At 73.0% G+C, this 19,884-nt stretch carries 19 protein-coding genes and 1 pseudogene; 12 read left to right on the top strand and 8 right to left on the bottom strand.

Going from position 1 to position 19,884, the window contains the following annotated elements; all coding sequences use genetic code 11:
* Positions 1-31: 31 nt before the first annotated feature.
* Together OHB09_RS09815 and OHB09_RS09810 are read left to right on the top strand one after the other, a co-directional pair.
* Entirely contained in the window at positions 32-1,054 is a 1,023-nt protein-coding gene (locus OHB09_RS09815; RefSeq protein ID WP_006137587.1) for an NADP-dependent oxidoreductase, read from the top strand.
* 79 nt (positions 1,055-1,133) lie between these two features.
* Entirely contained in the window at positions 1,134-1,940 is an 807-nt protein-coding gene (locus tag OHB09_RS09810) for an EI24 domain-containing protein (RefSeq protein WP_191852993.1), read from the top strand.
* A 184-nt stretch (positions 1,941-2,124) separates the two neighbouring features.
* Here OHB09_RS09810 and OHB09_RS09805 read toward each other — a convergent pair.
* Positions 2,125-2,724: pseudogene (locus OHB09_RS09805) on the bottom strand (TetR/AcrR family transcriptional regulator); the annotation flags it as partial.
* Positions 2,725-2,873: 149 nt separating this feature from the next.
* Between OHB09_RS09805 and OHB09_RS09800 the strand changes: the two are divergent.
* The gene (locus OHB09_RS09800) at positions 2,874-5,426 is read left to right on the top strand and encodes a beta-glucosidase family protein (RefSeq protein WP_328923000.1); all 2,553 of its coding nucleotides are present in this window, start codon (positions 2,874-2,876) and stop codon (positions 5,424-5,426) included.
* A gap of 107 nt (positions 5,427-5,533) precedes the next feature.
* Here OHB09_RS09800 and OHB09_RS09795 read toward each other — a convergent pair whose 3' ends face one another.
* Together OHB09_RS09795 and OHB09_RS09790 are read right to left on the bottom strand one after the other, a co-directional pair.
* Complete coding sequence (locus OHB09_RS09795; RefSeq protein ID WP_328921846.1) at positions 5,534-6,517, bottom strand: aldose epimerase family protein; 984 nt, start codon at positions 6,515-6,517, stop codon at positions 5,534-5,536.
* Positions 6,518-6,527: 10 nt separating this feature from the next.
* The gene (locus tag OHB09_RS09790; RefSeq protein WP_006137593.1) at positions 6,528-7,442 is read right to left on the bottom strand and encodes an SGNH/GDSL hydrolase family protein; all 915 of its coding nucleotides are present in this window, start codon (positions 7,440-7,442) and stop codon (positions 6,528-6,530) included.
* A 276-nt stretch (positions 7,443-7,718) separates the two neighbouring features.
* Here OHB09_RS09790 and OHB09_RS09785 point away from each other — a divergent pair, with 276 nt between their 5' ends.
* Positions 7,719-8,213 (top strand): DUF3145 domain-containing protein, encoded by a 495-nt coding sequence (locus OHB09_RS09785; protein WP_234527284.1) that lies wholly within the window; start codon positions 7,719-7,721, stop codon positions 8,211-8,213.
* An 88-nt stretch (positions 8,214-8,301) separates the two neighbouring features.
* Here OHB09_RS09785 and fabF read toward each other — a convergent pair whose 3' ends face one another.
* From fabF to OHB09_RS09760, 5 genes are all read right to left on the bottom strand, one after another.
* Positions 8,302-9,582, bottom strand: coding sequence for a beta-ketoacyl-ACP synthase II (gene fabF, locus OHB09_RS09780; RefSeq protein ID WP_040893501.1), 1,281 nt, complete (start codon positions 9,580-9,582; stop codon positions 8,302-8,304).
* A gap of 159 nt (positions 9,583-9,741) precedes the next feature.
* A complete protein-coding gene (locus OHB09_RS09775) occupies positions 9,742-9,990 on the bottom strand; it encodes an acyl carrier protein (RefSeq protein ID WP_006137596.1) in 249 nt (82 codons plus the stop codon).
* A 64-nt stretch (positions 9,991-10,054) separates the two neighbouring features.
* A complete protein-coding gene (locus OHB09_RS09770; protein ID WP_328921845.1) occupies positions 10,055-11,086 on the bottom strand; it encodes a ketoacyl-ACP synthase III in 1,032 nt (343 codons plus the stop codon).
* Between the two features lie 11 nt (positions 11,087-11,097).
* Complete coding sequence (locus OHB09_RS09765) at positions 11,098-12,045, bottom strand: ACP S-malonyltransferase (RefSeq protein ID WP_006137598.1); 948 nt, start codon at positions 12,043-12,045, stop codon at positions 11,098-11,100.
* Positions 12,046-12,135: 90 nt separating this feature from the next.
* Positions 12,136-13,341, bottom strand: a complete 1,206-nt coding sequence (locus tag OHB09_RS09760) for a PucR family transcriptional regulator (RefSeq protein WP_167793068.1) — start codon at positions 13,339-13,341, stop codon at positions 12,136-12,138.
* Between the two features lie 135 nt (positions 13,342-13,476).
* Between OHB09_RS09760 and OHB09_RS09755 the strand changes: the two genes are divergently transcribed.
* The 8 genes from OHB09_RS09755 to OHB09_RS09720 all read left to right on the top strand — a co-directional run bounded on the left by OHB09_RS09755 (position 13,477) and on the right by OHB09_RS09720 (position 19,884).
* Positions 13,477-14,154 carry a pirin family protein gene (locus OHB09_RS09755; protein ID WP_319350888.1) on the top strand — a complete coding sequence of 226 codons (678 nt, stop codon included), beginning with the start codon at positions 13,477-13,479 and terminating at the stop codon, positions 14,152-14,154.
* Positions 14,155-14,341: 187 nt separating this feature from the next.
* A complete protein-coding gene (locus OHB09_RS09750) occupies positions 14,342-14,719 on the top strand; it encodes a chorismate mutase (RefSeq protein ID WP_328921844.1) in 378 nt (125 codons plus the stop codon).
* Positions 14,716-15,648, top strand: a complete 933-nt coding sequence (locus OHB09_RS09745; protein WP_319119215.1) for a menaquinone biosynthesis protein — start codon at positions 14,716-14,718, stop codon at positions 15,646-15,648. The genes OHB09_RS09750 and OHB09_RS09745 overlap by 4 nt, the downstream gene beginning before the upstream one ends.
* Entirely contained in the window at positions 15,645-15,938 is a 294-nt protein-coding gene (locus OHB09_RS09740) for a Dabb family protein (protein WP_006137603.1), read from the top strand. The genes OHB09_RS09745 and OHB09_RS09740 overlap by 4 nt, the downstream gene beginning before the upstream one ends.
* A 154-nt stretch (positions 15,939-16,092) precedes the next feature.
* A complete protein-coding gene (locus OHB09_RS09735; protein ID WP_006137604.1) occupies positions 16,093-16,509 on the top strand; it encodes a DUF2000 domain-containing protein in 417 nt (138 codons plus the stop codon).
* Positions 16,510-16,817: 308 nt separating this feature from the next.
* On the top strand, positions 16,818-18,242 hold the full coding sequence (locus OHB09_RS09730; protein ID WP_006137605.1) for a phenylacetate--CoA ligase family protein: 1,425 nt from the start codon (positions 16,818-16,820) through the stop codon (positions 18,240-18,242).
* A complete protein-coding gene (locus tag OHB09_RS09725; RefSeq protein WP_093589577.1) occupies positions 18,239-19,240 on the top strand; it encodes a branched-chain amino acid transaminase in 1,002 nt (333 codons plus the stop codon). Before OHB09_RS09730 ends, OHB09_RS09725 begins: the two co-directional genes overlap by 4 nt.
* Positions 19,241-19,290: 50 nt before the next feature.
* The gene (locus OHB09_RS09720) at positions 19,291-19,884 is read left to right on the top strand and encodes a prephenate dehydratase domain-containing protein (RefSeq protein ID WP_093589580.1); all 594 of its coding nucleotides are present in this window, start codon (positions 19,291-19,293) and stop codon (positions 19,882-19,884) included.

Genomic DNA, 19,884 nt, shown 5'->3' with positions numbered 1-19,884 from the left:
ACACGCAACCCCAGGAGAGGCCGCCACCCCCATGACCGACCACGCATCGCTCCCCGCCACCGGCCGCGAATGGCAGCTGCTCAGCCGCCCCGTCGGCTGGCCGAAGCCCGAGGACTTCGCCTTCGTCGAGGCGGAGGTCGGCCGGCCCGGCGAGGGCCAGGTCCTGGTCCGCAACCGCTACCTCTCGGTGGACCCGTACATGCGGGGCCGCATGAGCGCCGCCAAGTCCTACGTCGCCCCCTTCGAGCTCGGCAAGGCCATGCAGGGCGGCGCCGTGGGCGAGGTGCTCGCCTCCGACGCCGAGGGCATCGCCGTCGGCGACCACGTGCTGCACTTCTTCGGCTGGCGCGAGTACGCCGTCACGGACGCCAAGCACGTCGTCAAGGTCGACCCGGAGGCCGCCCCGCTCTCCGCCTACCTCGGCGTGCTCGGCATGACGGGGCTCACCGCCTACGCCGGCCTGCTGCGCACCGCCTCCTTCAAGGAGGGCGACGCCGTCTTCGTGTCCGGCGCGGCGGGCGCGGTCGGCAGCCAGGTGGGCCAGATCGCGAAGCTCAAGGGCGCCTCCCGCGTCATCGGCTCCGCCGGCACCGACGAGAAGGTGAAGCTGCTCACCGAGGAGTACGGCTTCGACGCCGCCTTCAACTACAAGAGCGCCCCGGTGGCCGAGCAGCTCCGCGCGGCCGCCCCCGACGGCATCGACGTCTACTTCGACAACGTCGGCGGCGACCATCTGGAGGCCGCCCTGGGCCGCCTCAACCGCGACGGCCGCATCGCGGTCTGCGGCATGATCTCGGTCTACAACAACACCGAGCCCGCCCCCGGCCCGCGCAACCTCTCCCGTCTCATCCAGACCCGCGGCCGCATCGAGGGCTTCCTCGTCGGCGACCACTACGACCTCCAGCCGCAGTTCGTGGAGGAGGTCGGGGCGTGGATCCGCGAGGGCCGGCTCAAGTACCGCGAGACGGTCGTCGAGGGCGTCGAGAACACCCTCGACGCCTTCCTCGGCGTCCTCCAGGGCGCCAACACCGGCAAGATGATCGTCAAGCTCTGAGTCGCGGACCGGCGTGGACCGGGGCGGAGGGGGTGAGGGGGCGCGGCCCCCTCACCCCCCGCCCACTACAGTGCAGCCCATGCGCGATCTGACCGCAGGATTCAGGCACTTGCTGCGCGGCCACCGCTGGGTGGCCCGGCACGGCAGGGCGTACGGTCTCGGGCTGCTGCCCGGCCTGATCACCCTGGTGCTCTACCTCGCCGCCCTCGTCGCCCTGGCCATGTGGGGCGACGACTTCGTCGCCTGGGCGACCCCGTTCGCGGACGACTGGTCGAGCCCCTGGCAGGGCCTGTTCCGCGGGTTCCTGACCGCCGTGCTGTTCGCCCTCGCGCTGCTGCTCGCGGTCGTCACCTTCACCGCCGTGACGCTGCTGGTCGGCCAGCCCTTCTACGAGAACCTCTCCGAGCGGGTCGACCGCGACGTCTCCCCGGACGGCACCGCCCCCGAGTCCGGTCTGTCGCTCGCGCGCGACCTGTGGATCTCGGCCCGGGACGGCCTGCGCATCGTCGTGCGCGCCGGTGTGTGGGGCGTGCTGCTGTTCGCCTGCGGGTTTCTGCCGTTCGTCGGGCAGACCCTCGTCCCGGTGATCGGCTTCTTCGTCACCGGGTTCTTCCTCACCGAGGAGCTCACCGCGGTGGCCCTCCAGCGCCGGGGCGTCCAGCTGCGCGAGCGGCTCGCCCTCCTGCGCTCCCGGAAGAGGCTGGTGTGGGGCTTCGGAACCCCGCTGGGTCTGGCCTTCCTGGTGCCGCTCGTCGCGGTGTTCCTGATGCCGGGCGCGGTCGCGGGCGCCACCCTGCTGGCCCGCGAACTCCTCGGCGAGGAGACGCGGGACCCCGAGGAGGACACCGGCGGCGAGCACGAGGCGGCGGCCACGCAGGCGTTCTGAGCCCGCCTCAGCGCTCCCCGGTGTCCGCCGCCCCGGGTCCCCCTGGTTCTGCCGCCCCCGTCTCCGGCGCCCCCGCCTCCGCCCCGGTCTCCGTCGGCCCCGTGCCCTCTCTGGCGTGCCCCGCCGGGTTCCGCGGGACGTCCTCCGGGGTGGCGTGCGCGACGGCCTCAGCCGGTTCCGGCCGCTCGCCCAGCAGGGCCACGAAGTCCCGGAACGCCCCCGGCATGTCCACCGCCCCCGGGTCGAGCAGCCACTGGAACTGCAGCCCGTCCATCACCGCGACCAGCAGCGGTGCCACCCGCTCCGGGGGCAGTCCGCCGGGCAGCCGGTCGCCGAACTCCGCGCGCAGGACGGAGGCCATGCTCGCGCGGACCTCCTCGTACCGCCCGGTGAAGAAGTCCCGCGCGGGATGCCCCTCGGTGACGCTCTCGCCGAGCAGCGCCGAGAAGGTCTGGACGATCCCGGGCCGGGTCGCGTTGTACTCGACCAGCGAGCCGAGCAGGTCCAGCCGCCACCGCTCCCCGGGCACCGCGTCCCACTGGTCGCGCTCCTTGAGCACGGCGAGGAGCAGCGCGTCCTTCGTCGGGAAGTAGTGCAGCACTCCCTGCTGGGTCAGCCCCACCCGCTCCGCCACCGCGGCCATGCTCGCGCCCCGGTAGCCGCGTTCGGCGATCACTTCGAGGGCCGCCCGGACGATCTCCGCGCGCCGCCCCGCGGTCCTGACCCTGGCGGTCCTCGACCCGGTCCTCCCGGCCCTGCTCGTCATGGCGCCACCGTACGGTATGGGTATCCCCGAACTATCACGAGAAGGTAACGAAAACTACCGCCCTACTGGTTACAGGTGCAGCATGGGAGCGTCGAAGCGGCTTTCAACGAGGAGGTGCGGCCGTGGCCGGAACAACGGACGAGGCGTCGGACAGGTCGGCGGGCGGGGTGCCGGACGGCGTAACGGACGAGGCGGGCGACCTGGCCCGCGAGCGGGTCGTCGAGGCGGCCCTCGCCCGGCTCGGCCTCGACGACAAGGCACGGCTGCTCGCCGGCCAGGACCGCTGGACACTGCCCGCGCTCCCGGGGATCGGCCTGGCCTCCCTGGTGATGTCCGACGGCCCCGTCGGCGTCCGCGGCGTGCGCTGGACCGCCGACGACCCGTCCGCGGCCCTGCCCTCCCCGACCGCCCTCGCCGCCACCTGGGACCCGGAACTCGCCCACCGCGCCGGTGTGCTGCTCGCCCAGGAGGCCCGCCGCAAGGGCGTCCACGTCCTGCTCGCGCCCACCGTCAACCTGCACCGCTCCCCGCTCGGCGGCCGCCACTTCGAGGCGTACAGCGAGGACCCGTACCTCACCGGCCGCATCGGCACCGGGTACGTGGCCGGGGTGCAGTCCGGCGGCGTCGGCACCACCGTCAAGCACTTCGTGGCCAACGACGCCGAGACCGAGCGCTTCACCGTCGACAACCTGGTGAGCGAACGTGCCCTGCGCGAGCTGTATCTGGCCCCCTTCGAGGCCATCGTCGCGGGCGCCCGCCCGTGGGGCGTCATGACCGCCTACAACAGCGTCAACGGCTCCACGATGACCGAGCACGGCCCGCTCGTGAACGGCGTCCTGCGCGGCGAGTGGGGCTTCGACGGCATCAACGTCTCCGACTGGAGCGCCGCCCGTGACACCGTCCGCGCCGTCCGGGGAGGCCTCGACATCGCCATGCCGGGACCCGACACCGTGTACGGCGAGGCCCTCGCCCGTGCGGTGCGCGAGGGCCGGGTGGAGGAGGCCACGGTCGACTCGGCCGTGCGCAACGTGCTGCGCCTCGCCGCCCGCCTCGGCATCCTGGAGGGCGCCGCGCCCGTCGTCGCCGCACCGCCCGCGGACGTCGACGGCCGCGCCCTGGCCCGCGAGATCGCCCGCCGCTCCTTCGTCCTCGTCCGCAACGAGCCCGCCGGGAGCACCGGGAGCACCGGGAGCACCGAGGGCACCGGAACGACCGGGACCGCCGGAAGCGGTCCCGCCCTGCCGCTGCGCCCCGGCACCACCGTCGCCCTCCTCGGCGCCGCCGCCCGCGACGCCCGCGTCCTCGGCGGCGGCTCCGCCACCGTCTTCCCCGACCGGATCGTCTCCCCGCTCGACGGCCTGACCGCCGCCCTGCCCGAGGGAAGCGTGACGTACGCCGTGGGCGCCGACCCCAACGAGGAACTCTCGATCGCCGACCGCGGGTTCACCCTGCGCGCGGTCTGCCGCGACGCCGCCGGCACCGTCCTCGGCAGCACCGTCGTACCCAACGGCGACGTCAAGTGGACGGACGTGGACCTGCCCGAGGGCGTCACCCACGCCAACCTGCGCGGCGTCGAACTGACCGGCACCTTCCTCGCCCGCGAGTCCGGCACGCACACCTTCGGCATCAAGGGCCTGGGCGCCTTCACGCTCACCGTCGGCGGCACGACGTACTTCGACGGCGTCCAGCGGCCCGCGAAGGAGGACCCCTTCGCCGCCTTCTTCGGCGCCCCCGAGCCGCACGCCCGGGTGGAGCTGGAGGCCGGCGAGCGCGTCGAGGTCTCCCTCGCGCACACCGTCGAGACCTCCGAGGGCACGACCGCCACCTCGGTCCTCTTCGCCCTCGCCCACCAGGAGCCGCGGCGCGAACCCGAGGAACTGATCGCCGAGGCCGCGGCGGCGGCGCGGGAGGCCGACACCGCGGTCGTCGTGGTCGCCACCACCGACCGCGTCGAGTCCGAGGGCTTCGACCGCGCCGACCTGCGGCTGCCCGGCCGACAGGACGACCTGGTCCGCGCGGTGGCCGCCGCCAACCCGAACACCGTCGTCGTCGTCAACTCCGGCTCCCCGGTGGAACTGCCCTGGCGGAACGAGGTCGCCGCGGTCCTGCTGAGCTGGTTCCCCGGCCAGGAGGGCGGCGCCGCGCTGGCCGAGGTGCTCACCGGCGCGGCCGAGCCGGGCGGCAGGCTCCCCACGACCTGGGGCGCGCTGGCCGACGCACCGGTCACCGAAGTGGTCCCGGTGGACGGCCAACTCGCTTATTCTGAAGGGGTGTTCATCGGATACCGTGCCTGGGAGAAGGCGGGTCGGACGCCCGCGTACCCCTTCGGGCACGGGCTCGGCTACACCACGTGGTCGTACGAGTCCGTCGAAGCCGTCGAACCCGCCGAGGGGGAGCGCGGCACGGAGGGCAGGACCGTGCGGGTACGCCTGCGCAACACCGGCGAGCGGGCGGGACACGAGGTCGTCCAGGTCTACGTCTCCCCGGCCGGTCCGGACGCCGCCGCCGGACCCGAGCGGCCGCTGCGGTGGCTGGCCGGGTTCGCCGGGGTGGAGGCGGGCCCGGGGGAGACGGCGGAGGCCGTGGTGACCCTGCCCGGACGCGCCTTCGAGGTGTGGGACGAGACGGCGGGCGCCTGGGCGCGTGTGAAGGGTTCGTACGAGATTGCCGCCGGGCGCTCGATCGCGGACCGCCGCGTGGCGACGGCGATTACCGTCTGACCCGGGGCCCACCCCGAGCAGCCCCGGTCCGGGACCTGACCTCCGGACCGGGGCTCACGCCTTTCACCGCGCCCCCCTGTCGCGCATCCGCCGTGCGCACGGGACCTCTACCGCAGCGCGAACCCGTACGCCGTCTCCGAGCGGTACGTCCGCCCCGGCTCCAGCCGCGTGCTGGGGAAGGCCGGGCGGTTCGGGGAGTCGGGGTAGTGCTGGGTCTCCAGCGCGACCGCGTCCCCGGCCGTGAACGGTGCCGGCAGGTGATCGCCGGTGTAGAGCTGCATCCCCGGCTCCGTCGTGGCCACCGTGAGCACCCGCCCGGACGCCGGGTCGTGCAGCTCGGCCACCGGCTCCGCCCCGGCCGTGACCCCCTTGTCGAGCACCAGGTTGTGGTCGTACCCGGTCCCCACCTTCCGCGCCGCCCGGAAGTCGAAGCGCGTCCCCTCGACGGACTCCTCCACCCCCGTGGGGATCAGGTCCCCGTCGACGGGCGTGTACGCCCCGGCGGCGAGGGACAGCTCGTGCCCCGCCGCGCTCCCGGTGCCGGGGGCGGCGCCGCCCAGGTTCCAGTAGGTGTGGTTGGTCAGGTTCACCACGGTCGGCGCGTCCGTCACCGCCTCGTAGCCGATCCGCAGGGTGCCGTCCGCGTCCAGCGTGTACGTCACGGACACCTCCAGACGGCCCGGGAAGCCCTCCTCGCCGTCCGGCGAGACCCGCGAGAGCCGGGTGCCGTCGGCCTGCTCCGCGACCGCCCACACGCGCTTGTCGAAGCCGCGCTCGCCCCCGTGCAGGGAATTGGGCGCGTTGTTGGCGGCGAGCCGGTACGTCCGCCCGTCGAGGGTGAAGCGGGCGCCCGCGATGCGGTTGGCGTACCGCCCGACCAGCGCCCCGAAGTACGGCGCGGGGCAGTCGAGGTAGCCCTCCAGCGAGTCGAAGCCCAGCACCACGTCGGCCGTGCGCCCCTCGCGGTCCGGGACCTCGACGGACTGCACGATCCCGCCGTACGACAGCACCCGCACCCGTACCCCGGCCCGTTCGAGCGTGAAGCGGTGCACCTCGGTGCCGTCCGGAAGCGTGCCGAAAAGTTCAGTCATGGAACAAAGGCTAGGTCACGGGCTTCTCCGCCGTGATGGTGCGGTAGGCGATCTCGGCCAGCCGGGCCTGGCCGTCGCGGCTGGGGTGGAACCAGTCCCAGTGGCTGAGCTGGGCCTGCCCGAAGCGGTAGTCGTGCACCGCGCCGCCGTCGAACCGGCAGCGGGCGTCCTTCGCGCACACCTCCCTCAGCACCTTGTTGTACGCCTCCACCCGCCGCTGCACCGTGTCGCGGCGCCGGGTGGCCGCCGGGTCGAGCGATTCGGCGTCGCCCAGCATCGAGGGGCAGATCCCCAGCTTCCAGATCTGCTTGCCGAGCGCGCTGGTGCGGCCCTGCGCCCACAGCCGCTTCAGGTTGGGCACGCTCGCCACGTACACCTGGCTCCTCGGCAGCTTCGTGCGCAGCGTGGCCAGCGCGTCCTTGAACTCGGCGCGGAAGTCGTCCACCGGCGTCATCTGCTTCTCGGTGCGCCGGCAGGCGTCATTGGCCCCCGCCATCACCGTCACCAGCTCGGGGCGGCGCCGCGCGGCCCTGGCCATCTGCGCGGGCACGTCGGCCATCCGGGCGCCGGTCACCGCGTAGTTCCAGCTGTGCTCGGCGGCGTCGGCCCTGCCGAGGAGGCGCACGGCGAGGCTGTCGACGGAGGTGTCGCTGCCGGTGGCCCAGGAGACGGTGGGGCAGTCGGAGAGCACGTTGCAGGCGTCGAAGCCGCGGGTGATGGAGTCGCCGACGGCCGCGATCGAGTCGGGGCTGCGGTCCCAGAGGGGGGCGCGGCTGGTGGCGGAGGGGCGCGGCGCGGTGGTGCCGTCGCCGGAGTCGCAGCCGGCCACGCCCAGCGCGAGGGCCGCGGCGACCGCGCCCGCGGCGAGCAGGCGGCGGCTCCGGCGGTCGCGGCGGTTCCGGTCGCGCGGACCCTGGTTCCCCATCCCCTGGTTTCCCTCCTGATCGAAAGCCGATCGCGAATTTGTGGCCTGTGTGGTGAACGTGAGCGTCCGGTGATCCGTATGCAGAAGACGGGTACAACGGCGCCGACGTTGCGTCGGTACCGCGTCCCGATGGGTGAAACCTCGGGTTTCGCGGGCACCGGGACCGACGGTACGTCACACTCCCGGCGTCCTCGCACGGTAGCCTCGCCACGTGGCTGCCCCTGCCACGGCCGTTCCGTCAAGTTGCACGATGCGCCGCTCTGCCCGGAGGTTCAGGTGACGACACGTGGAGTCCTGTACGTGCACTCCGCGCCCCGCGCACTGTGCCCGCACGTCGAGTGGGCGATCGCGGGTGTGCTCGGCACCCGGGTGAGCCTGGACTGGATCCGCCAGCCGGCCTCGCCGGGCACCTGGCGCTCGGAGTTCTCCTGGCGCGGCGAGGCGGGCACCGCCTCCCAGCTCGCCTCGGCGCTGCGGGGATGGCAGTTGCTGCGCTTCGAGGTCACGGCGGAGCCGTGCGCGGCCGCGGAGGGTGAGCGCTACAGCTGCACCCCGGAACTCGGCATCTTCCACGCGGTCACCGGCATGCACGGCGACATCCTGATCCCCGAGGACCGGCTGCGCGCGGCCCTGGTGCGGGCCCGGCAGGGGGAGACGGAGCTGGAGGGGGAGGTGGCGAAGCTGCTCGGCAAGCCGTGGGACGACGAGCTGGAGCCCTTCCGCCACGCCGGGGAGGGCGCCCCCGTCCGCTGGCTCCACCAGGTCGTCTGAGGCCCGCCCTTCCGGCACGACGAACGACGCGCGGGTCCCCGCACCCCCCACAGGGGGCGCGGGGACCCGCGCGTCACGCGTGCTCGGCTCAGACCGACCGGAAGGCCAGCACCACGTTGTGGCCGCCGAAGCCGAAGGAGTCGTTGAGGGCCGCGATACGGCCGTCCACCGGCAGCTTGCGGGCCTCGCCGCGGACGATGTCCGCGTTGGCCTCCGCCTCCGGGTCCAGGTTCTCCACGTTGATCGTGGGCGGCGCCACCCGGTGGTACAGCGCGAGCACGGTCGCGACCGACTCGACACCGCCGGCACCGCCCAGCAGGTGCCCGGTCATCGACTTGGTGCCGGACACCGCGAAGTGGTCGGCGTGGTCGCCGAAGACCTTGCGCAGCGCCTTGAGTTCCGCGATGTCACCGGCGGGCGTCGAGGTCGCGTGCGCGTTGACGTGCACGATCTCCGCCGGGTCCAGGTCGGTGCGGTCCAGCAGGTTCTGCAGGGCGTGCGAGATGCCCCGCCCCTCCGGCTCGGGCTGCACGATGTCGTGGGCGTCGGCCGAGATGCCCTGGCCCACCGCCTCCGCGTAGACGCGGGCACCGCGCGCGGCGGCGTGCTCGGCGGACTCCAGGACGACGACGCCCGCACCCTCGCCGAGGACGAATCCGTCCCGGCCGGTGTCGAAGGGGCGCGAGGCGCCCTGCGGGTCCTCGTTGTTCTTGGACATCGCCATCATGTTGCCGAACGCGGCGATCGGCAGCGGGTGGACGGCGGCCTCCGTACCCCCGGCGACGACCACGTCGGCGCGTCCGGTGCGGATCATCTCGATGGCGTAGCCGATGGCCTCCGCGCCCGAGGCGCAGGCCGACACGGGGGTGTGCACACCCGCGCGGGCGCCCACGGTGAGACCGACGTTGGCGGAGGGGCCGTTCGGCATCAGCATCGGCACGGTGTGCGGGGAGACGCGGCGTACGCCCTTCTCCTTCAGCACGTCGTACTGGTCGAGCAGGGTGGTCACGCCGCCGATGCCGGAGGCGATGACCGCGCCCAGCCGGTCGGGGTCGACGGCCGATTCGCCGTCCGGCTCGCCCGCCTTGCCGTTGAACCCGGCGTCCGCCCACGCCTCCTTGGCCGCGATCAGCGCGAACTGCGCCGAGCGGTCCAGACGGCGGGCCTGCGGCCGCGGGATGATCTCGGAGGGCTCCACGGCGATCTGTGCCGCGATGCGGACCGCCTGGTCGGCGGCCCAGTCCTGCTCGAGGGGACCGACGCCGGAGCGTCCGGCGATCAGGCCCTCCCAGGTGGAAGTCGCGTCGCCACCCAGCGGTGTGGTTGCGCCGATACCGGTGACGACCACAGTGCGATTGGTCGAGCTCACGGGAATTCTTTCTCCAACGTTACGAGGATGAAGCGGCGCCACCGCCGGGTGGCGGGGCAGCTGGGGCCGTGTGCGGCGGCGTGCCGCACCTCGTGCGACGGCCGGCGCCGGCGGTGCCGGCACGGTCCGCCGGACGGCCCCGGCCCAGGCGGATCGAGATCAGGCCTGGTGCTTGAGGATGTAGTCGGCGGCGTCGCGAACCGTCTTCAGGTTCTTGACGTCGTCGTCGGGGATCTTGACGTCGAAGCGCTCCTCGGCGGCGACGACGACCTCGACCATGGACAGCGAGTCGACGTCCAGGTCGTCGGTGAAGGACTTGTCCAGCTCGACGTCCTCGACCGGGATGCCGGCGATCTCGTTCACGATCTCCGCGAGACCCGCGACGATCTCTTCCTGCGTGGCGGCCATGTTGGCGCTCCTTCGGTGTGTTTCCAGAGGGTGTGGCGTGGGCCGGAAGATCCCGGCCGGTGCACTAGGGGAGGGTAACGACCGTGGCGGCGTAGACCAGACCCGCCCCGAATCCGATGACGAGCGCGGTGTCGCCGCTCTTCGCCTCGCCGGCCGCCAGGAGCCGCTCCATCGCGAGCGGGATCGAGGCGGCCGAGGTGTTGCCGGTGGTGCGGATGTCCCGGGCGACCGTGACGTGCTCCGGCAGTTTGAGGGTCTTCACCATCGAGTCGATGATCCGCACATTGGCCTGGTGCGGGATGAAGACGTCCAGTTCGTCCGGGCTGATCCCGGCCGCGTCCAGCGCCTGCTGAGCGACCTTCGCCATCTCGAACACGGCCCAGCGGAACACCGCCTGGCCCTCCTGGGTGATCGCCGGGAACTTGATGTTCCCCGCGCTGTCCAGCGGAAGCCGGGAGACGTCGCCGACGTGGAACTCGTTCCACGGTACGGTCTGCCGGATCGTCTCGGCCTTGTCGCCCTCCGAGCCCCACACGGTCGGGCCGATGCCCGGCTCCTGCGCGGGACCGACGACGACCGCGCCGGCACCGTCACCGAACAGGAAGGCCGTCGAGCGGTCCTCCAGGTCGGTCAGGTCACTCAGCCGCTCCACGCCGATGACCAGCGCGTACTCCGCCGAGCCGTCCACGATCATGCCCTTGGCCAGGGTGAGCCCGTAACCGAAGCCGGCGCAGCCCGCCGAGATGTCGAACGCGGCGGCCTTGTTCGTGCCCAGCTTGTCCGCGATCTCCGTGGCGATGGCCGGGGTCTGGCTGAAGTGCGAGACGGTGGAGACGACGACCGCGCCGATCTGCTCCGCGGCGATCCCCGCGTCCGCGATCGCCTTGCCGGCCGCCTCGATCGACATGGCGGCGACGGTCTCCTCGTCGTTCGCCCAGTGCCGGGTCTCGATGCCGGACCGGGAGCGGATCCACTCGTCGGAGGAGTCGATCTTCTCCAGGATGACCTCGTTGGGCACCACGCGGACGGGGCGGTAGCCGCCGACACCGAGAATGCGGGCGTGCGGGGCACCCTTGGCGGGCTTGATCTTCGACATGAGGCTCCTTGTCAGGCACCCGCCGCGTCGGCGGCAGGGGTCGCCGCCTCGGCGACGAGCTCACGGGCGGCGGCGAGGTCGTCGGGGGTCTTCAGCGCCAGCGTGCGCACGCCGGGCAGCGCGCGCTTGGCCAGACCGGTGAGGGTGCCGCCGGGGCACACCTCGAGGAGCGCGGTCGCGCCCAGTGCCTGGAAGGTCTCCATGCACAGGTCCCAGCGCACCGGGTTGGCCACCTGGCCGACCAGCCGCCGCAGCACCTCGGCACCGGTGTCGACCGTACGGCCGTCCTTGTTGGACACGTACGGGACGGCCGGGTCCGCCGGCGTCAGCGCGTCCGCGGCCTCGGCCAGCGTGTCCACCGCGGGAGCCATGTGGTGGGTGTGGAAGGCGCCCGCGACCTTCAGCGGGACCACCCGGCGCACCCCCTCCGGCTTGTCCCCGGCCAGCGCCTCCAACTGCTCCGACGTTCCGGCGGCGACGATCTGGCCCGCGCCGTTGACGTTGGCCGGGGTCAGCCCCAGCTTCTCCAGGTGCGGGATCGTGCTCTCCGGGTCGCCGCCGAGCAGCGCCGACATCCCGGTGGGGGTGACGGCCGCGGCCTCGGCCATGGCCAGACCCCGGGTGCGCACGAGCTTCAGGGCGGCGGTGTCGTCGAGGACGCCGGCGAGCACGGCCGCCGTGATCTCACCGACGCTGTGCCCCGCGACCGCGCCGGGCGCGAGGACGGCGACGTCGCCGAGGGCCGAGGCGGACAGCAGCCCGGCGGCCACCAGCAGCGGCTGCGCCACGGCGGTGTCACGGATCGCGTCCGCGTCGGCCTCGGTGCCGTAGTGGACGAGGTCGAGCCCGATGGCGTCCGACCAGGCGGCAACACGGTCGGCGGCACCGGGGAGTTCGAGCCAGGGGGTCAGGAAGCCGGGCGTCTGGGCGCCCTGGCCGGGAGCGACGAGTACGAGCACTCTCACACTCTCTCTTGTGGACGGGCACGGCCGCCCGTGGGGACAGGGACGAAGAACAGCAGGGGGATTTGTGGGTCCCCGACAAAAAGCCTAGATCTGGGGATCTCCATCGACCAGACGCCCCAGGATCAGCGCGATCCGCAAGGTGAAAGCGGAGCGTACATCAGAGGGTGACCAACCGGTGACGTCTGTCACACGTCGGAGCCGGTAGCGCACGGTGTTGGGGTGAACGAAGAGCATCCGGGCGGCGCCTTCGAGACTGGACGCCTGTTCCAGATAGACACTGAGCGTTTCCAGCAGCGCGGAGCCCGCCTGCTCCAGCGGTCTGTAGATCTCCTCCACCAACTGCTCGCGCGCGGAGGGGTCTCCGGCCATCGCGCGCTCGGGGAGCAGATCGTCGGCGAGCACCGGACGCGGGGCGTCCTGCCAGGCCGAGCACGCCTTCAGCCCGGCGGCGGCGGCCTGCGCGGACCGGGTCGCGGCCTGGAGGTCGGGCACGATCGGCCCGGCCACCACGGGACCCGCGGCGAACGGCCCGATCAGCGACTTGGCGACCTGCAGCGGGTCGTTGTTGCCCCCGGCGATCACCACCAGCCGGTCCCCGAGCACCCCGGTGAGCACCTGCACCTTGGCGTGCCGGGCGGCCCGCCGGATCGCCTCCACCGTCAGCTCCGAGTCCCCGTCGGGCGCGGTCCCGAGCACCACGCACACATGGTCGGGGGAGTTCCAGCCGAGGGCGGCGGCCCGGCTGACGGCGCCCTCGTCGGCCTCCCCGCTCAGCACGGCGTTGACGACGAGGGATTCGAGCCGGGCGTCCCAGGCGCCGCGCGCCTCCGCGGCCTGGGCGTAGACCTGGGCGGTGGCGAAGGCGATCTCGCGGGCGTAGACGAGCAACGCCTCCCGCAGAACGGATTCGTCACCGGGGGCCGCCACCTCGTCGATGGCGGACTCCATGACCTCGATGGTGGTCCGCACCATCTCCACGGTCTGCCGCAGCGTGATCGCCCGGGTCAGCTCCCGGGGCGCGGTGCCGAACACGTCGGTGGAGATCGCCTGCGGGGTCTCCGGGTGCCGGAACCACTCGGTGAACGCGGCGATACCGGCCTGCGCGACCAGCCCGATCCACGACCGGTTCTCGGCGGGCATCGCCCGGTACCAGGGCAGCGTCTCGTCCATCCGCGCGATCGCCTGCGCGGCGAGCCGCCCGGAGGACTTCTCCAGCCGCCGCAGCGTCGCGGCATGCGAAAGGTCGACGGAGGCGGAGGGTCCGGCGGGGCCGGCTTCTGGTTCGGGCACGGAACAAGACTGCCTCATCGGGACGGGTGCACGCGGCGCCGGGGTGGCGCCACCGCGCGGGAGCCGCCCCCGGAGCGGGCCCGGCCGCGCCCGGCCCGCACCCGCCGCCCCCGGCCGGGCTACCGTTGAACCGTGATGGACGTACGCCGTGCCGGCACCCGCTACCCCGGGGGAGACGCGTCCGCCGGGATCAGCAGCCGGCACGCCTTCTCCTTCGGCCCCCACTACGACCCCGGCAACCTCCGCTTCGGCCCGCTCATCGCCTGCAACGAGGAACGCCTCGCCCCCGGCGCCGGGTTCGACGAGCACCCGCACAGCCACACCGAGATCGTCACCTGGGTCGTCGAGGGCGAACTGACCCACCGCGACTCGGCGGGCCACGCCACCGTCATCCGCCCCGGGGACGTCCAGCACCTCAGCGCCGCCGCCGGAGTCCGCCACGTCGAACGCAACGACGGCGCCGTCCCCCTGACCTTCGTCCAGATGTGGCTGGCCCCCCGCACCCCCGGCGGCACTCCCTCCTACGAGGTGATCCCCGGCATCGCCGACTCCACCCCGTACGCCCTCCCGGCCGCCGGCGCGATGCTCCACGTCCGCCGCCTCGCCCCCGGCGCCCGCACGGCCCTGCCCGAGGCCCCCCACGTCTACGTCCACGTCGTACGCGGGGACGTCCGCCTGCGCGGCGCGCACCTGCACCCGGGCGACGCGGCCCGCCTCACCGGTGCCGGGGACCTCGGGAACCCTGAGGACCCCATCCACCGGGAGACGGTGGCGGAGACGGCGGCGGAACTCCTGGTCTGGGAGATGGCGTGAAAGCGGCCGCAAAGATGCGCGTGTTGGCCGGATTCCCATGGCTGGGGATCGCCTGCGTCTCATGTTCTAAGACGCACCCTTGAGTCCCTTGTGTACGCGAGTGGCCTCGTGAATAGAATCGCAGCGTTATTGAGACCTGATGCCCGTCGTTGCCCCCTTTCCGGGGTGATCGAAGGAGTGGGTGTACGTGACGCAGCAAAGCATCGGAGACTTAGCGGCGAAAGCCGTCGGTACCGGTTCGGTGAGCGCCACTGAAGCCGAAAGGCAAGCAACAGGCCCTGCGGGAGTCGACAGACAGGAACTCGACCGGAGGGAAATCGATTCCCTCGATTCCCGCATCGTCCAGCTGATCCACGAACGTCACCACGTGTCCTCCCGCATCCAGCAGCGCCGCCGCCGCGAGGGCGGCCCGCGCACCGTGCTGAAGCGCGAGATGGTCGTCATCGACCGCTACCGCCAGGGCCTCGGTCCCGAGGGCACCGCGCTGGCGACCGCCATCCTGAGACTGTGTCGCGGGCCGGCCCCCGGGGCCGCGAACGCCGAGCGCGGTGAGCCGGGCACGTGACAGAGGTGCACGCCGCGTCCCGCCGCTCGGCCCCGTCCCGCCGCCGCACCACCCACCCCGCCCCTGCCGCCCCGTTCCGCCTGGGGGACATCTCCTTCCTGAACTGTGCCCCGCTGCGCTGGGGACTGCGGCACGGCGGCGCCCGCGAACAGTTCGCCCTGGCCTCCGGACCGCCGGAGTGGCTGGCCGAGGAACTCCTGGCGGGACGGCTCGACGCCGGCCCCGTCAGCCTCGTCCGCTATCTGCGGCACCCGGACGCCTGGGAACTGCTGCCCGGCGGCCTCGCCGTCGGCAGTGACGGCCCGGTGCGCTCCTGCCACCTCGTCTCCCGGGCCCCGCTCGGGGAACTCGACGGGGCCGTCGTCGCCCTGTCGCGGACCAGCCGGACCACGACGCTGCTGGCCCGCATCCTGCTCGAGGACGCCCTCGGCGTCCGGCCGGAGTACCGCCCGGCGCCGCAGCACCTCGACTCGATGCTGGCCACCGCGGACGCGGCGGTCCTGATAGGCGACGAGGCGCTGCGGCTGCACGCCCGGCCGCCGGCCGGGCTGCGCGTCCAGGACACCGGCGCGCTCTGGCGCGAATGGACCGGACTGCCCATGGTCTTCGCCGTCTGGGTGGTGCGCCGCGAGGTCGCGCGCGAGCGGCCCGAGCGGGTGCGGGCGATCTCCGCGGCCCTCGCCGAGGCGGCCGCGCTGGCCCGGGCGCACCCGGCGGCGGTGGCCCGTGCCGCGGCAGCCGAGTCCGCCCGGGGTTCGGGCGGCCCGCTGTCCGAGGACGTGCTCCTCGACTACTACCGCGTACTCGACTACTCCCTGGGCGCGCGGCAGCTCGCCGCCGTGCGCGAGTTCGCACACCGTGCCGCCGTCCGCGGCGAGGTCCCCCTCGCGGACCCGCCCCCACCCACCGCACCAGGAGGACATCCGTGATCCGCCACTACGTGCTGTTCAAGTTCAAGCCCGGTGTCTCCTGGGACGACCCGAGGGCCCAGGAGGCGGAGCGGACCGCCGCCAAGGTGGGCGGCGAGGTGCCGGAACTCAGGGAATGGACCGTCGGCCGCAACAAATCCACCCGGCCGATCGCATACGATTTCGTCGTCGTCGGCCTGCTGGACGACATGGACGCCGTGGAGCGCTATTTGGTGCATCCGTTCCACCAGCAGGCCATCAGCGCCTGGCGGGAGATCAGCGACTGGGTGATCGCCGATGTCGAGGAATGACCTCCGGGGTGACCATCGGGTGAACTTCCGGACGAACTTCCGGTCGGTCCCCCTGATTACCTCGACAATCGTTCCGCGTTACCCACGTGCGGCCTTTCCGTGAGATAAGTCCGCGTTTCGGTACATGTAACTGAGATCAAGGAATGGGGAACCCGTGGGGTACCAATTCGAGAAGTGTGCCATTGTCGTCGACAAGGACCTTCCCGCGGGACTGGCGATGAACACCGTGGCGGCGCTCGCCCTGTCCGTCGGCAAGTTCACCGACGGCATCGTCGGCGACGACGTCAAGGACGCCGACGGCCGGCTGCACACCGGGATCACCTCGATCCCGCTGCCCGTGCTCAAGGCGGACGCCGAGGAACTGCGCGGCGTGGCGCTGAGGGCGGTGGGCGCGAGCGACGTCTTCGTCGTCGACTTCACCTCGGTGGCACAGTCCTCGCGCTCGTACGAGGAGTACACGCGCCGCACCGCCGAGATCCCCACCGGTGAACTCCCCTACATCGGCATGGCGGTCTGCGGCAGCAGGAAGGCGGTGGACAAGATCACCGGAAGCCTGCCGCTGTACCGCTGACGCGGAGGGCCCCGTCCGTCCCTCCGACGACCGGGGCCCGCCCCCCCCGCCACCGCCCCTGACATCCCGCTGACACCCGCCACCGCCCGACCGGGGCCCGCCCCACCGCGCCCCGTCCGGGCCGGTGACCCCTGCCCGGACGCCGGCCCGAGGGCCCCTCCGGCCCGCCCGTGACCCCGCACCCTCACCACGACCGGCGCCGGCCGGGCCGGCCGGTACCCCCTGCCCGCGAACGGGCCGGCACCCGCTTTCGCGGGCCCCCGCGGCACCACCGCACACCCGCACGCGAACGATCACCGGAGGAAGGCATGTTCACAGTCTTCGACGACGAACTCGACCGCACCGCCCGCGAGATACGCGACCGCCACCGTTCCTTCGCGGCCGGCCGGTGGACGGGGCAGGACCTGGAGTCCCACCAGCTCGACGCGTTCCGCGCCACGCTGGAGTACGTCAAGAAGCACTCCGTCTTCTACGGCCGCCACCTGGCGGACGTGGACCCCGCGTCGATCACCTCGACGAGGCCCGAGCAGCTCGCCACCGTCCCGTTCACCACCAAGGACCACCTGCGGCAGGAGTTCGCCGACGTCCTGTCGCTGCCGATGCACAAGGCGTGGATCTTCTACGAGACCACCGGCACCACCGGCCGCAGCACGCCCTGCCCGCGCGACAACACCGACTCCCTGCACAACAACACGGCCCTGACCGTGTACTACGACACGATCTTCCGGCAGTACGGCGACGAGCAGATCATCGGCGTCTCCGGCCCGACCGAGCTGCACGCCTTCGGCGACACCTTCGGCGAGGTGTGCCGCAACCTCGGGCACGCCGTGGCCAAGATGTGGCCGCACTCCCCGATGGTCGGTTTCGACCGCGCCCTGGAGACCCTGCGCGAGCTGCGTGCCACCGGACTGTTCAGCACCCCCGGCATGGCCCTCACCCTCGCCAAGAAGGCCCGCGCCGCCGGCCTGGACCCGAGGCGCGACTTCCGCCTCGACGTCATCATGTGCACCGGTGAACTCGCCTCGCCCAGCCTGCTGGAGAACATCGGCGAGGTCTGGGGCGCCCGTGTGTACAACGCGCTGTACGCCTCCCAGGAGGCCTCCGTGATGGGGGCGGCAGGCCGCGACGGAGCCCTCTACACGGCCCCGCTGCTCAACCTGTACGAGGTCATCGACCCCGACACCGGGGCGGCCGTCGAGCCGGGGGCGGACGGCGTGCGCACCGGCGAGCTGGTCGTCACCTCCCTCTACCAGGGCAGCAAGCCCCTCGTGCGCTACCGCACCGGCGACCTGGTCCGGCTCACCCCGCCCGCCGAGGGCCGGGTGCTGCCCGCGCCCACCCTGGAAGTGCTCGGCCGCACCCGCGACACCCTGACCATCGGCGGCCGGAGCATCAGCGGCTACGACCTCGAGGAGCTGGTGCTCACCCACCCGCGCGGCTACCTGGACTACCAGGTCGTCATCGACGCCGTGGACGGCCGCGACGAGCTGACCCTGCGGCTGGAACTCCCCGAGGACCGAACCGGCCTGCGCCTCGACGAGGAGGAGATCGCCCGCGCCGTGGACGAGCGGCTCGGGGTGCCGCTGCGCTTCGAGTACGGCCCCCTCGGCAGCGTCACCACCACCGGCGCGATGGTCAGCTGGAAGGCCGCCCGGGTGGAGGACCGCCGGCTGGCGGCCCCCGACGAGGAGCGGGCGGCCGCGCTCGCCGTCGCCGGCGGGAGGGCCCAGTGACCGTCACCCAGGACGGCGTCCCGGCACGGGACACCAAGGCGCCGCAGGCCACACCGGCGGCGGGCTCACCCGCCGTCTCCCCGCTCGCCTACCACGACGGCGAGTTCGTGCCCCTGGAGCGGGCCCTGCTGCCCGTGACCACCCAGGCCCTGCAGTACGGCACGGGCGTCTTCGAGGGCATCCGGGCCTACGCCCAGCGGGGCGGCGGTCTCGCGGTCTTCCGCGCCGAGGACCACTACCGGCGGCTGCTGCGCAGTTGCCGCACCCTGCGCATCGACCCCGGGCACACCGTCGAGGAGCTGTGCGCGCTCACGGCCGAACTGCTGCGGCGGATCGGCACGCAGGAGGACACCTACATCCGGCCGCTGGCCTACAAGCGGGCCCTGCTGCCCGGACAGAAGCCGGGCGTCGGCCTCACCGGTGTCTCCGACGCGCTGTCCGTGAACGCCTTCCGGATGGGCTCGTACACCGACCCGGCCGGCATCCGCTGCACCATCAGCTCCTGGCGCAGGCCCTCCTCCGACGCGCTGCCGGTGCGCGCCAAGGTCACCGGCGGCTACGTCAACAACGCGCTCGCCGTGGACGAGGCCCGTGCGGCCGGGTGCGAGGACGCCATCCTGCTCAACAGCCGGGGGCAGGTCGCCGAGGCCAGCACCTCCAACGTGTTCGCCGTCCTCCGCGGACGGCTGGTGACCCCGCCGGTCACCGCCGACCTGCTGGAGGGCATCACCCGCGACACCGCGGTGACGCTCGCGGCCGACCTGCTGGACACCCCGACCGACTTCCGCGACCTGGGCCGGGACGAACTCATGGGCGCCGACGAGGTCTTCCTGACCGGCACCGGCACCGAGATCGTCCCGGTCACCGAGATCGCCGGCCGCCCCGTAGGGGAGGGCGTGCCCGGCCCGCTCAGCACCGCCCTGCGGGGCGCCTACCAGGACGTGGTGCGCGGCGGGGAACCCCGCTACGCCCACTGGCTCCACCCCTTGAACGCCTGACCGGCCACCCCGGTCGCGCACGAAGCGGCACCGTACCCAGGGAGGATCGCATGACCACCGAGGCACCTGGCTGGATAGACACCGCACTCACCAACGGACCGGCCGTCACGTCCGTCGGCACGCTCGGGCCCACCGGCACCAGCAGCGAGCAGGCCGCGTTATACCTGTGGGCCCGGGGCGGGGACACCACCCCGGACATCCGGCTGTACGAGACCTACGAGCAGGCGGGGGAAGCCCTGCGCGAAGACGCCGTCAGCCATCTCGTGGTGGCCAACGCCTACGCGGGCGTGCACAGCTTCTACATGGACCCAGGGCTCCGCCTCGTCGGCGCCTTCCTCTTCGACACCCCGCACTACGGCCTCGCGGCCGCCCCGGGGCACACCGTTCCGCGGCGGCCGGTGGTGGCCACCCACCCGGCGCCGGTCGCCCTCGTCGGCGAACTCCTGCCCGAGGGATACACGGTGGAGGAGATCCGCTTCGCGAACTCCACCAGCGCCGCCGCCGACCAGGCCCGCCGCCGGGAGACGGACCTGGCCCTGACCACCCAGCCCGCGGCCAAGCTGCACGAACTGCGGTTCATCTCCCGGACGCGTCCGATCCGCATGCTGTGGTCGGTCTTCACCCGGGCCGACCCGGCGGCCTGA

Source organism: Streptomyces griseoaurantiacus (assembly GCF_036189845.1).
Taxonomy (GTDB): domain Bacteria; phylum Actinomycetota; class Actinomycetes; order Streptomycetales; family Streptomycetaceae; genus Streptomyces; species Streptomyces griseoaurantiacus.
The sequence above is the reverse complement of the archived record's forward strand: the minus strand, read 5'-3'. Positions and strand labels throughout refer to the sequence as shown.

What these genes read in the sequence shown, in the direction of transcription:
- OHB09_RS09770 (WP_328921845.1), bottom strand. Translation starts at nt 11,086, where the DNA reads ATGTCGAAGATCAAGCCCGCCAAGGGTGCCCCGCACGCCCGCATTCTC.
- OHB09_RS09790 (WP_006137593.1), bottom strand. Translation starts at nt 7,442, where the DNA reads ATGGGGAACCAGGGTCCGCGCGACCGGAACCGCCGCGACCGCCGGAGC.
- OHB09_RS09775 (WP_006137596.1), bottom strand. Translation starts at nt 9,990, where the DNA reads ATGGCCGCCACGCAGGAAGAGATCGTCGCGGGTCTCGCGGAGATCGTG.
- OHB09_RS09810 (WP_191852993.1), top strand. Translation starts at nt 1,134, where the DNA reads ATGCGCGATCTGACCGCAGGATTCAGGCACTTGCTGCGCGGCCACCGC.
- OHB09_RS09755 (WP_319350888.1), top strand. Translation starts at nt 13,477, where the DNA reads ATGGACGTACGCCGTGCCGGCACCCGCTACCCCGGGGGAGACGCGTCC.
- OHB09_RS09720 (WP_093589580.1), top strand. Translation starts at nt 19,291, where the DNA reads ATGACCACCGAGGCACCTGGCTGGATAGACACCGCACTCACCAACGGA.
- OHB09_RS09730 (WP_006137605.1), top strand. Translation starts at nt 16,818, where the DNA reads ATGTTCACAGTCTTCGACGACGAACTCGACCGCACCGCCCGCGAGATA.
- OHB09_RS09795 (WP_328921846.1), bottom strand. Translation starts at nt 6,517, where the DNA reads ATGACTGAACTTTTCGGCACGCTTCCGGACGGCACCGAGGTGCACCGC.
- OHB09_RS09815 (WP_006137587.1), top strand. Translation starts at nt 32, where the DNA reads ATGACCGACCACGCATCGCTCCCCGCCACCGGCCGCGAATGGCAGCTG.